We start from the raw sequence: 12,756 nt of genomic DNA, 5'->3' as shown, positions 1-12,756 counted from the left end.
GCCACCTTCGTTTCCTGGCTGGTTGGCGAGTCAAGAGGCCTGTGGTTTGCACGAAACGCAAAACGCATAGCAGTCATGGCCATCTGCAAATGCACTTTTTTCGCCTGATAATCGCAATGGCTTTGTGAGCCAGATCAGTTGGCGTCAAAACGGAGTCGCTATAATAGGCACCGCCCCGCATCGACTCCAGGCTCCCCTCCCATGGCTCATCCGCTTAGCAGTCAACTAGACATCGTCATCATCGGTGGGGGCCAATCAGCCTTGGCTGTAGCGTATTTCCTGCGCCGCACCCAACTTTCTTTCGTCATCCTCGACGCAGAGGAAGCGCCAGGAGGCGCCTGGCGTCATGGCTGGAACTCACTGCGCCTGTTCTCACCGTCCACCTGGAGTTCAATCCCCGGCTGGATGATGCCCCCCACGCAAGATGGCTACCCGACACGAAATCATGTGATCGGGTACCTCAACCAGTACGAGCAGCGGTACCAGTTTCCGGTCGAGCGCCCAGTGCAGGTCTCGCGTGTGGAGCGTACAGCGTCTGGCTTGCGAGTACACGCTGACGACAGGCATTGGGATGCCAAGGTTGTCATCAGCGCGACAGGTACCTGGAGCAACCCTTACATTCCTCACTACCCCGGTGCCGAACAGTTCGCTGGGCGGCAGTTGCACTCTGCGCACTATGTTGAAGCACATGCATTTGCAGGCAAGAAAGTGCTGGTGGTGGGCGGCGGTAATTCCGGGGCGCAGATTCTGGCAGAAGTTTCCAAGGTCGCCGAGACCACATGGGTAACCCCTGCTGAACCGGTGTTTCTGCCTGACAATGTTGATGGGCGGGTACTTTTCGAGCGTGCGACTGAGCGATTGAAAGCTCAACAGGAGGGGCGTGTCATTGACCAACCCGTCGGCGGGTTGGGCGACATCGTCATGGTGCCTCCCGTTGTCGAGGCTCGTGAGCGTAACGCTCTCAGATCTGTACGCCCTTTTGAACATTTCACTCGCAACGGCGTGAGGTGGGCCGATGGAACTGAATCTGCCGTGGATGTGGTGATCTGGTGTACCGGATTCAGGCCAGCCCTGCAGCATCTGAATGGACTTGGCGTAATCAATGCCGAAGGCCGCGTTGACGTCGAAGGCACTCACTCGACCCAAGAACCGAGGCTATGGCTGGTCGGCTATGGCGAGTGGACAGGTTCGGCTTCTGCCACGTTGATCGGCGTAACACGCAGCGCACGTAGCACCGTCAACGAAATTTCAGCCTTTCTTGGCCATTCGTCCGTGGTCTAGTGCGTCTGCACCCTGGGAGTCGTGTGCATGAACGAAGTAATTGTGCGCTGGCCTGAACGTAACCCCCGCCTCTTTTTGGCCGTGGCCGCGTCTGTCTGGTTCGGACTGTATGAGGCCCTGATTCCTGCGTCCGAAGCGTTGGTCGCAACGCTTCCGGTTGATCGCAATAGCCACCTTGGCGGCGCCTTACAGTTTTTCTTCTACGACACACCCAAAGTGCTGATGCTGCTGACCGGCATTGTGTTCTTGATGGGCATGATCAACTCCCACTTCACGCCTGAGCGCACCCGCGCAATGCTGGCGGGACGCAGCGAGGGGATGGCCAATGTCATGGCCGCGTCACTTGGTGTGTTTACTCCATTTTGCTCCTGCTCAGCCGTTCCTCTATTCATAGGTTTTGTTCAAGCGGGCGTGCCACTAGGGGTGACGTTCTCTTTCCTCATTTCCGCGCCTATGGTGAATGAGGTAGCGCTGACACTGTTGCTTGGCCTGTTCGGCTGGAAGATCGCACTGCTGTACCTGGGCTTGGGTTTGTTTATTGCGGTTGTCGCAGGTTGGGTCATTGGACGCCTGAAAATGGAGGCCTATCTGGAGGACTGGGTTCGTGAAATGCCCAAAATCCAGGCAACCGCCGGTGACACGAGTATGCCGCTGTATGAGCGGATAAATGCCGGGTTTAGCAGCGTACGTGAAATCGTTGGGAGAGTATGGCCTTACATCCTTGCCGGTATTGCCATTGGCGCAGGCATTCACGGGTATGTGCCTGAGGATTTCATGGCCAGCTTCATGGGCAAGGAAGCCTGGTGGTCGGTTCCGCTCGCGGTACTTATCGGCATCCCCATGTACACCAATGCTGCAGGCATCATCCCGATTGTGCAGGCACTGCTCGCAAAGGGCGCGGCGCTGGGCACTGTGCTGGCCTTCATGATGAGTGTCATCGCCCTCTCCCTTCCGGAGATGGTGATCTTGCGCAAGGTGCTGAAGGTTCGCCTGATAGCCACCTTCATTGGGGTCGTCGGCGTCGGCATTCTCATCGTCGGTTACCTCTTCAACTTCGCGCTTTAATCCACGTATTGAGGTTTTTATGAAAGACATCAAGGTTCTGGGTAGCGGTTGTGCCAAATGCAAATCAACAGTAGCCATCATCGAACAGGTGGCGAGCGCGACAGGCATCCCGGTGAAGCTGGAGAAGATCGAAGACATGCAACAGATCGTCAGCTACGGGGTTATGTCCACGCCCAGCGTCGTGATTGATGGAAAGGTTGTTCACTCAGGGGGCGTCCCCTCCCGTGACAAGGTCGAACAGTGGCTCAGCGCTTGAGGTAGGCAGCCAGCGACACAAGGGCAAACAGGGCCCTGTCCATCGCTGACAGGATCTTTAGGGTTCGCACGCTTACTGGCTCAAGCCCCGCCTCTGGCGGCCTTGGTAGTGGTTGCCGAGGTAACCCGTGATTGTTTCATGACATTGACCCTATCGACGCCCGACCTCGCTGGCACGTGACTGTGAAGTTCTGTGGATGAAATCGACAGCGTGCAGCCTCGCTGTTCACCCTTTCGACAAAACATTACGCGCTCATCAATCATGATCTATAACCAATAAAACCGATGGCTTGGGGTCGGAATCATTAACCCACCCTAAACACTGCTGTTCCATTGAAACAGACGACATACACACCCCCTTAAGAGGCCCATTCATGGACGCCTTGAAAGTCGCTGCCAATGATTCGGTTCGTGCTTGCTTCAATACCACTCGAGACGTTGTACCCCTGGATCAAACCGACTACACCGACGTCGCCGCTGCAGTGTTTTCGCTGGACGATGTGCTGGCGGGAGCGCTTGAGGTCATTAAGCGTAACGGCTTTGATATCCCCATTTTTTTCGCCGTCGAACAAGGCGGTAAACGTGCCCTGGAAGACTACAAGCGTGTGCAGGACGTACTCCTGCAGGTCAATGGTGTTTTCGAACTCTCCAGTCATAACGCCGACTATTACGGTCATCAACTAGAGACCGCGGCCAAGGACTATGAGGACGCCCTCCTGCCTCCGTTCTTCAACGCACTCAAGTACTACACGGAGGCGGCCAACTCAACATTTGCCTGCCCCGGCCACCAGGGTGGCCAGTTTTTTCGCAAACACCCGGCAGGCAGGCAGTTTTTCGACTTCTTCGGCGAAACACTGTTTCGCGCCGACAGGTGTAATGCTGACGTCAAACTGGGCGATCTGCTGATTCATGAAGGCCCTGCACTGCTTGCACAAAAACATGCAGCCACGGTGTTCAACGCCGACAAGACCTACTTCGTGCTCAACGGCACCTCGGCCTCCAACAAGGTGGTTACCAACGCCCTGATCACCCCAGGTGACCTGGTCCTGTTCGACCGCAACAACCATAAGTCCAACCATCAGGGTGCTTTACTCCAGTCGGGCGGCACTCCGGTTTACCTGGAGACTGCGCGCAACCCTTACGGTTTCATCGGCGGTATTGATGCCCACTGTTTCGATGAAGGCTACCTGCGTCAGTTGGTCAGCGAAGTCGCGCCAGACAAGGCAACCCTGCCACGCCCGTTTCGCCTGGCGATCATCCAGTTGGGCACCTATGACGGCACCATCTACAACGCCCGTCAGGTGGTAGATCGTATCGGCAAGTTGTGCGACTACATTCTTTTCGATTCCGCGTGGGTAGGTTACGAACAGTTCATTCCGATGATGAAGGATTGCTCACCTCTGCTGCTGGATCTGAATGAAAACGACCCGGGCATCTTCGTCACACAATCCGTCCACAAACAGCAAGCCGGTTTTTCCCAGGCCTCGCAGATCCATAAAAAAGACCGCCACATCAAAGGGCAGCCGCGCTACTGCAATCATGCCCGTTTGAACAACTCGTTCATGGCCCAGGCCTCCACCAGCCCTTTCTACCCGCTGTTCGCGTCTCTGGATATCAATGCACGTATCCACTCCGGTCGCAGTGGCGTGCGGCTGTGGGACGACTGCATCAAGTTCGGCATCAATGCACGCAAGTTGATCCTGGAGGCCTGCACCCTGGTCCGGCCGTTCGTGCCGGGCACCATTGACGGCCGGCCGTGGCAGGACTATCCGACCGACGAAATCGCCAAGGACATCCGCTTTTTCGAGTTTCAGCCAGGGGAGCGATGGCACGCATTCCCAGGGTATGCCGACAAGCAGTATTTCATCGACCCCTGCAAACTGCTGTTTACAACACCGGGCATCAATCCCGCCGACGGCAGCTACGCGGATTTCGGCATTCACGCCGGCATACTGGCGAATTTCCTACGCCAGAACGGCATTGTTCCGGAAAAATGCGACCTCAACTCGATCCTGTTCCTGCTTACCCCTGCCGAAGACTGGGCGAAGATGAGCCATCTTGGCGCACAGATCGCCCGTTTCGAGCGGTTCATCAACGATAACGCCCCCATGAGCAGGGTGCTGCCCACGGTCTACGAGCAGTATCAGGAGCGCTACAGCGGCTACACGATCCGCCAGCTGTGCCAGGAAATGCACAACCTGTACCGCCAGCACAACGTTCAGCAATTGCAGAAAGACATGTTCCGCAAGGCGCACTTTCCGAAAAAAGCGATGAACCCTCAGGACGCCCAGATCCAGTACATCCGCGGCAACGTCGAGCTCATAGCACTGGCTGACGCCGACGGCCGCATCGCCGCCGAAGGCGCCTTGCCCTACCCGCCTGGCGTGCTCTGCGTAGTACCTGGGGAAATATGGGGCGGCGCAGTGCTGAAGTATTTCCTGGCGCTGGAAGAAGGCATCAACCAACTGCCCGGTTTCACGCCGGAACTGCAAGGCGTGTATTTGAAACAGGACGGTGGACGCACTCGCGCTTACGGCTACGTGCTCAAGACTTGACGCTAGACACGCTATCCACCCTCAAGGAGCCTTCCCGATGAGTCAATCGCAAACGCGCTTACCCGCCGACATGGTTCAACGCTTCCCCGTCCTGATCGTGATCAATGCCAAGGGGCACGACGACAGCATTATCGTGCGCAGCGCCCACGCCATCGCTGATGCGCTGCATGAACATGAGCTCGGGGTGGAGCTGGTGGGGTCGCTCGATGAGGCAGAGATCGCCATCAGTGCCAACTCAACTTACAGCTGCGCCATTATCGGCTGGGGGCTATGCGACGCGGCACCAGAACAGGCGCTGCGACTGATTCGCCTGATCCGGCGACGCACCGCACAGTTGCCGATCATGCTGGGCCTGAGCCAAGCGACCCAAGGCCAGATTCCGCTGGCGTTCTTCGAGCACATCGACGGGATTATCTGGCAACCTGAAGACAGCCCTCAATTCATCGCCGGACGCATCGAAACGGCTGCCCGTCGCTACCTCGACAGCATCCTGCCGCCGTTCTTCGGTGCCCTGGTCAATTTTGCCGGCACCCATGAGTACTCCTGGCATACCCCGGGCCATACCGGCGGCACGGCGTTCATGAAGACCGCCGTCGGACGTAGCTTTCTCGAATTCTATGGCGAGCAAATGCTGCGTTCAGACCTCAGCGTCTCGGTTGGCGAGCTAGGCTCGCTCAACGACCATTCCGGCCCGGTGGACGAAGCAGAAAAATACGCCGCGCGGGTGTTTGGTGCCGACTACACCTTCTTCTCGATGGGCGGCAGTTCAGCGAGCAACCAGATGGTCTTGCACGCTGCCGTGACCGACGGCGATGCAGTACTGGTCGACCGTAATTGCCATAAATCGCTGAACTATGCGCTGAACATGTCCGGTGCGGTACCGCTGTACTTGCGCCCACGCCGCAATGCACGCGGCCTGATTGGCCCTGTACCGCGCAGCGAACTGACACCGGCAGCCGTGGCCCAGAAACTCGCCGACAGCCCCTTGGCAACCCACAAGCAGGCACACCCGGTATTGGCCGTGCTGACCAACTCGACCTACGACGGCCTGTGCTACAACGTGCAGGTCACCACCCGAGAGCTGAGCCAGAGTGTCGACCGCATCCACTACGATGAAGCCTGGTTCGCCTATGCGCGTTTCAACACGCTGTATGAAGGACGCTACGGCATGCACCGTGGCGAGCGGCATGCCGATGATGCGACAGTCACCGTCACCCACTCGACCCACAAACTGCTGGCTGCGCTGTCACAGGCGTCGATGATCCACATCCGCTCAGGCAAGGTGCCGGTCAAGCCGGCACTGTTCAACGAAGCCTTCATGATGCACACCTCGACGTCACCGCAATACAGCATCATCGCGTCAATCGATGTCTCGTCGAAGATGATGGACGATGCCGGCGAGTACCTCACCGACGAGTCGATCAGCGAAGCGATCGCCTTCCGCCAGGCCATGGTGCGCCTGAGCAACGAACTGCGTGAGCGCGATCCCGGCGACTGGTGGTTTGGCGTCTGGCAACCGGATGAGGTCAACGGCGTGCCCTTTGCCGAGATCGACCCCGATGCGCTACACCGAGGCGATGCCTGGGTGCTCAAACCAACGGCCAGTTGGCACGGGTTCGGCGACCTGGGTGACGACTACTGCATGCTTGACCCGATCAAGGTCACGGTGCTTACGCCCGGTCAGACACTCGAAGGCGCAATGGAGCCCAGCGGTATCCCGGCCCCCTTGGTCTCGACCTTCCTCGCCAGTCGTGGAACCGTGGTGGAAAAGACGGAACCGTACTCGATACTGCTGCTGTTCAGCATCGGCGTGACCAAAGGTAAATGGGGCACGTTGGTCGCTGGCCTGATGGAATTCAAGAGGCACTACGACAACAATTCGCCGCTGGAACAGGTACTGCCCGACCTGGTCGCCAGCCATGGTGATCGCTATCGCGACATGGGCCTGAAGGACCTTGCCGAGCAGATGCACCAGGACATGCTTGCCTCGAAAATGCTGCACAACATGGATGCTGCCTACACCCTGCTACCTGACCCGGTCGCCTCCCCCCGCGCCACCTACGCCAGGCTGGTTCGTGGCGAAATAGAGCAGATTGCCGTACGCGACATGCTTGATCGAACGGTCGCGGTGCAGATCGTTCCCTATCCACCGGGCATCCCGCTGATGATGCCGGGAGAGAAAGCCGGTGCCGACAAAAAGGCCATCGTCGATTACTTGCTGGCAATGGAGCTGTTCGATGGTCACTTTCCGGGTTTCGAGCATGACAACCATGGCATCGAAATCGAGCGTGATGGCCAGGGGCGGCCAACCTACAAGGTGTATGTGGTCAAACAATAGCGTTTAGCCCCCTCCCCTGCGGCTTGCAGTAAACCGCCGGAATCAGGGTCAGTGCTTTTGAGAGCGTAAGGAGTTTTCAGATGGCTGATTCAAGCAAGAAAATGAGCCTCGTGGGGCTGACCACTCTGGTAACGGTCAACATGATGGGCTCCGGCATCATCATGCTGCCCACAAGCATGGCCCAACTCGGCGCAGTATCACTGTTGTCATGGCTAGTGACCGCTGTTGGGTCCATGGCCATCGCCTACTGCTTTTCCCAATGTGGCATTTTCTGCGCACGATCAGGCGGATTGTCTGCCTATACCGAAGAGGCGCACGCAAAGTCCGGGTTCTTCCTCTGTTCGTACCTGTACTTCCTGTCGCTGGCCATCGCCAACGTCGCCGTCGCCATTTCCGCAGTGGGTTACATGACCTCATTCGTGCCCTGGCTGGGCAGCGGCGCCATTCCGTTGTTCATCGGTACAGTGGGCCTGCTCTGGTTGACCACCCTGGCCAACTTTGGCGGGCCCAGCATCACCGGCAAGATCGGTGCAGTCACCGTCTGGGGCGTGATCATCCCGGTGGCAGGCCTGTGCATCATCGGCTGGTTCTGGTTCAAGCCTGACGTGCTGGCCGCGGCCTGGAACCCTAACAGCCTGCCGATCTCCGAGGCAGTGAGCAAGGCCATTCCCTTGACCCTGTGGGCATTTCTGGGCATGGAGTCGGCCGCGCAGGCCTCCGATGCGGTAGAAGACCCCAAACGCACAGTACCGCTGGCCTGCCTGTTCGGGACACTGGGGGCTGCGGTGGTGTATGTGCTGTCGACTACCGTCATCCAGGGCATCATCCCCAACGCTGAGCTGGCCAACGCGTCAGCACCTTTCGCACTCGTCTATGCGCACATTTTCAACCCAACGGTCGGCAACATCATCATGGCGCTGGCAGTGATGGCGTGCGTAGGCTCGCTACTGGGCTGGCAGTTCACCCTGGCGCAAACGGCCAAGATGACCGCCGACCAAGGCATGTTCCCGAAACTGTTCAGCAAGGTCAGCGCACGGAATGCACCGATCATCGGCATGATCGTCTGCGGCGTACTGCAGACCCTCATGGCCCTGTCGACCATTTCGCCCAATGCCAGTGCCCAGTTCAGCAAACTGGTCAACCTGGCGGCAGTGACCAACCTGATTCCCTACGTGACAGCGCTCACCGGGCTGCTGGTCATGATGTACAAGGCCAAGGCTTCATCAGCAGTCAACACACGCAATACCGCCGTGCTGCTGGTTGCAGTGGCCTATTCGTTGTATGCCCTCTATGCCTGCGGTAGAGACGCCGTGTTCGGTGGCACTCTGGTGCTGGCCGTCGGTTACCTGCTCTACGGTTTCCTCGCCAAACGTTTTGTCAATGAGCCTCAAACCGCCCAGGCCAGGGCAGGCAATCCTTAGACGTTGCTGTCAGGACTGCAAAGACATCTGAACACGGGGAACAGGATATGAACGTACAGTTAACCAAACCCGCAAGCCTGCTGATGACCTGCTTGCTTGCGCTGATGCCGGTCGTGGCCAGCGCGAACACCCTGGAGCGCGTTCGCGCCAACAACACCTTTAACCTGGGCTACCTGCCAGACTACGCACCGTTCAGCAGCATGGAGGGCGACAAGGTCGGCGGTTACGCCATCGACCTGTGCCTGAAAATCGCCGACAAGGTCAAGGCCGAACTGGGGCTGACCTCGCTGCAAGTGCACTACCAGCCCATCAACATCACCGAGGCCACCAGCGCCGTCGGCTCGGGCAAGATCGACATCCTCTGTACGCCAACACCGGCGACACTGGAACGGCGCAAAACCGTAAGCTACTCAATACCAGTCTACACGGCCGGGCTTTCCGTGGTCGTGCGTGACAACGCCAATGAGGCGTTACTCAATGTGCTCAATGGCAAGGTGGCCCACAGCGGGCCGACCTGGCGCGCCACCGTCAACCGTGGTCTCGCCAACCAGACCTTCGTCACCACCGGTGGCGGCGTCTCCGAGGCGTGGATCCGCGAGAAAATGCGCTTGCTCGGCGTAGTTGCCACACTGATCACGGTCAAGGACAACGACGAAGGGATAAAACTGGTCGCCGATGGCAAGGCCGATGCGTTCTTCTCTGAACGGATGTCGCTCAAAACCCATGTCGCCGCCGATTACCCGGGCGCAAAGCTGATGATACTGGACCGTATCTTTGAATTCGCACCCGTCTCATTGATGGTGGAGCGCGGCGATGAAAACTTCCGCTTGCTGGTCGATACCACACTCAGCGAGATGTACCGTTCCGGCGAAATCGAACAGGCCTACGACAAGTACCTGGGAGGCGCCGGCGAGACGGCCAAAAAACTCTTCAAGGTGTATGCCCAACCCTAGAACCGGAGACTCACAGCAGCGGAGCGGCTCAACGTGCCAGTACCCAGGGAGTCTGACCATGAACCTACTCCCAGCGATGGCCACGGGCCTGTTGCTCATGCTGGGCTTGTGCCGCCCAACGCTGGTCAGCGCCGAGGACTGGCAACTGGCCGCAAACGAGGACGGCATCCAGGTCTACCTGAGCAACGTGCCGGGCTCTCCCTACCAGCGCTTTCGTGGCGTAGCGCTGATCAAGGCCAGCGTGGCCACCCTCAGCGACCTGCAGGAAAACCTGCGGGTCGCCTGCAAATGGCTATACGCCTGCGCAGACATGCGCCTGTTGAAAGTCGAAGGCGATGACACCTGGGTTTACCTCACCACCGCCCTGCCATGGCCGGCCAATACCCGCGACATCGTACTCAAGGTACACACTGAGCGTACCGACGACGGCGCAGTCATACGCCACCTCAGCGCCGTGCCTGGCATGGTGCCTGGCGTACCGGGCCAGACCCGGGTGCGCAAGCTGAGTGGCCTATGGAAAATGGTGCCCAAAAGCGACAGTGAAACGGAGGTGACTTACCAACTGCAAGCCGATCCTGCAGGGGATATTCCTTCATGGCTGGCCAATCAGTTCGTCATCGACGCCCCGATGATTACCCTGAGAACACTACGCGCTGTCGCCGAACGGCAAGGCCTCCACCCGGCCTCGACCGACAGCAGCGAACCTCGCAACTGAGCACAGTCGGCCTATAGCCAGTACTTCGGATAACTGGAACGGCTACGGGCGTTGTTCAAGCACCAGGCAACGGCAACGATCACGATTGAGCCGGCCAATACCGGCGTGAGCAGAAAACTGAAAGGCGCACCGGCTGCCAAAACCACCAATGGATTCCCGCCTGCCGGAGCATGCAATGTGCGCGTGTGTTGCATCGCTACCAGCGCCAGACCCACGGCCAGCGCACCGGCCCACCACGAATTCCCCAACGTGTGAAGTACCAGCAACCCGACCAGTGTCGATACCAGGTGCCCGCCGATGATGCTGCGCGGCTGGGCCAAGGGTGACTCCGGCAACCCGAAGGCGAGTACACAGCTTGCACCAAAGGACGCCATCAACCAGGGTGCTCCAGACACATGGCTAAGCCAGCCTGTGGCACCAATCGCGATGACCGCACCAATGAATGACAACAGGCTGAAATGCAGCGAAGGCGCGGGGGGCGCACTCGATTTGAGGATGGGGCCGATGGGCATCGTAGCAACTCCAGAAAGGCTTTAGACCGCGCAAAAGATACCGATCGGTATACATGCATGTCAACCGATCGGTGTACACTACGTCCAGTACCCCAGGAGGCCAGAACACATGAGCACATCCCAGACCATCACCGCGTCGGCCTTGCGCTTGTTTTACCGCCAGGGCTACCACGCCTCCGGCGTAGAGCAACTGAGCCAGGTGGCCGGGGTCACCAAGAAAACGCTGTATCGGCATTTCCCGAGCAAAGAACACCTGATCGACGCCGCGCTACAGCTTCGCCATACCGAATTCATGGCGCAGATGAAGGCAGCGCTAGAGGCAGCGCCTGGCCCGCTGCGACCACTGGCCTACATCGACTTCATTGCCGCTTGGGCGCAAGGGCCAGACTTTTTTGGCTGTGCCTTTATCAACGCCGCTGCTGAATACAGTGACCAGCGCGAAACACCTCACCAACTGGCAAAGCAACATAAGCAACAGGTGCTCGCCTACCTGGAAACGATCTGTACCGAGGCACAGCTCAAGCAACCGTCTGTGGCTGCGATGCAGCTTTTCGTGATCGGTGAGGGGCTGATCGTCACGTGCCAGGTCAATGGGGCTTCGACGGCATTCATCGCGGCAGCACGAGAGATGGTTGCGGGGATGCAAATGCCTGCCAAGCCTCTATGAAGCGCGCCTAAGACGCTCAGGCGGTTTCGAGCTTGTCGCGCAAAAACTCGATAAACCGTTGAGTCTTGGCTGGCAACAGCCGTGTCTCGGTCAGTGCGTAGACCGATACCGGTGACGCTTGCCACTGCGGCAGAACTTTTCGCAGTGCCCCACTGGCCACATCCTGTGCAGCAATACCCTCCGGCAGCAAGGCAATGCCCAGGTCCAAGGATGCCAGGCGCCTGAGCATCCCCACACTGTTGAGTGCGAATCGCCCTCTTACGTCCACGTGCTCATTACCGGCCTCGCTGGACAGCGTCCAGCGGTCGGCACCTACTCCGCGCATCCGTAGACATTCATGGTTGATGAGCTGGGAGGGATGGTCCGGCTCACCAGAACGCTCAAGGTATCTGGGTGAGGCGTACAGGCAACGTTGCAGGCTTGCGAGTTTACGCGCAATCAGGTTTGAGTTGGGCGGCTCGCCCATACGGATGACAACGTCCACAGGCTCACTGACGAGGTCCACCTGACGTGGCGTCAGATCGAACTCGAAGCTGATGCCGGGATACAGCCGGGCAAACTCGGCAATCAATGGCGCCAGGTAGATGTTGGCGAAGTCTACCGGCAGTGAAGCTCGCAACAAGCCGCCAGGGCGGGCCAGCATCTCGCCCAACTGCTCATGGGCCAAGCGGGCCTCGTCGACGATGCGCTTGCAGCGCTCGAAGTAGAGCTGACCGGCTTCGGTTAGCTCGATCCTGCGAGTCGTGCGATGGAGCAAGCGCAAGCCAATCTGCTTTTCCAGGCCGCTGATACGCCGCGAGAGCGTCGAGTTCGGCATGCCCAAGGACTCCGCCGCCCCGCGGAAACTGCGCATCTTCACGACCTCGACGAACAAGGCCATGTCATTGAGATATTCCAAATGATTGCTCCATCAGTGGATCAGTTATTTCAATTTTACCGGATTTATCCCGTATTCGGATTGATCCATCATGGCTCCATCACCACTGAGGAGCCC

General features: G+C 58.5%; 11 protein-coding genes. 9 read left to right on the top strand and 2 right to left on the bottom strand.

Annotation, left to right across the window (positions count from 1 at the left end):
* Positions 1–201: 201 nt before the first annotated feature.
* The 8 genes from CS390_RS12165 to CS390_RS12130 all read left to right on the top strand — a co-directional run bounded on the left by CS390_RS12165 (position 202) and on the right by CS390_RS12130 (position 10,583).
* Entirely contained in the window at positions 202–1,281 is a 1,080-nt protein-coding gene (locus CS390_RS12165; protein ID WP_099774657.1) for an ArsO family NAD(P)H-dependent flavin-containing monooxygenase, read from the top strand.
* Between the two features lie 27 nt (positions 1,282–1,308).
* Entirely contained in the window at positions 1,309–2,346 is a 1,038-nt protein-coding gene (locus CS390_RS12160) for a permease (protein ID WP_099774655.1), read from the top strand.
* Between the two features lie 19 nt (positions 2,347–2,365).
* On the top strand, positions 2,366–2,602 hold the full coding sequence (locus CS390_RS12155) for a thioredoxin family protein (RefSeq protein WP_099774653.1): 237 nt from the start codon (positions 2,366–2,368) through the stop codon (positions 2,600–2,602).
* 373 nt (positions 2,603–2,975) lie between these two features.
* Positions 2,976–5,156, top strand: a complete 2,181-nt coding sequence (gene speF / locus CS390_RS12150; protein WP_099774651.1) for an ornithine decarboxylase SpeF — start codon at positions 2,976–2,978, stop codon at positions 5,154–5,156.
* Between the two features lie 37 nt (positions 5,157–5,193).
* Positions 5,194–7,494 (top strand): Orn/Lys/Arg decarboxylase N-terminal domain-containing protein, encoded by a 2,301-nt coding sequence (locus CS390_RS12145; protein ID WP_099774649.1) that lies wholly within the window; start codon positions 5,194–5,196, stop codon positions 7,492–7,494.
* A gap of 80 nt (positions 7,495–7,574) precedes the next feature.
* On the top strand, positions 7,575–8,915 hold the full coding sequence (gene potE / locus CS390_RS12140; RefSeq protein WP_099774647.1) for a putrescine-ornithine antiporter: 1,341 nt from the start codon (positions 7,575–7,577) through the stop codon (positions 8,913–8,915).
* A gap of 47 nt (positions 8,916–8,962) precedes the next feature.
* The gene (locus CS390_RS12135) at positions 8,963–9,868 is read left to right on the top strand and encodes an amino acid ABC transporter substrate-binding protein (RefSeq protein ID WP_099774645.1); all 906 of its coding nucleotides are present in this window, start codon (positions 8,963–8,965) and stop codon (positions 9,866–9,868) included.
* Positions 9,869–9,944: 76 nt separating this feature from the next.
* The gene (locus CS390_RS12130) at positions 9,945–10,583 is read left to right on the top strand and encodes an START domain-containing protein (RefSeq protein WP_099776659.1); all 639 of its coding nucleotides are present in this window, start codon (positions 9,945–9,947) and stop codon (positions 10,581–10,583) included.
* Between the two features lie 11 nt (positions 10,584–10,594).
* Here CS390_RS12130 and CS390_RS12125 read toward each other — a convergent pair whose 3' ends face one another.
* On the bottom strand, positions 10,595–11,095 hold the full coding sequence (locus tag CS390_RS12125) for an HPP family protein (protein WP_099774643.1): 501 nt from the start codon (positions 11,093–11,095) through the stop codon (positions 10,595–10,597).
* Between the two features lie 109 nt (positions 11,096–11,204).
* Here CS390_RS12125 and CS390_RS12120 point away from each other — a divergent pair, with 109 nt between their 5' ends.
* Positions 11,205–11,762 carry a TetR/AcrR family transcriptional regulator gene (locus CS390_RS12120; RefSeq protein WP_099774641.1) on the top strand — a complete coding sequence of 186 codons (558 nt, stop codon included), beginning with the start codon at positions 11,205–11,207 and terminating at the stop codon, positions 11,760–11,762.
* 16 nt (positions 11,763–11,778) lie between these two features.
* Here the strand turns inward: CS390_RS12120 and CS390_RS12115 are convergent, their stop codons facing one another.
* Positions 11,779–12,660, bottom strand: coding sequence for a LysR family transcriptional regulator (locus CS390_RS12115; protein ID WP_099774639.1), 882 nt, complete (start codon positions 12,658–12,660; stop codon positions 11,779–11,781).
* Between the last annotated feature and the right edge of the window lie 96 nt (positions 12,661–12,756).

The sequence above is a fragment of the Pseudomonas sp. HLS-6 genome (genome assembly GCF_002753995.1).
In the GTDB taxonomy this organism is placed as follows: Bacteria; Pseudomonadota; Gammaproteobacteria; order Pseudomonadales; family Pseudomonadaceae; genus Aquipseudomonas; species Aquipseudomonas defluvii.
Note: the sequence above shows the minus strand (reverse complement) of the source record. Positions and strands in the feature narration are given on the sequence as shown.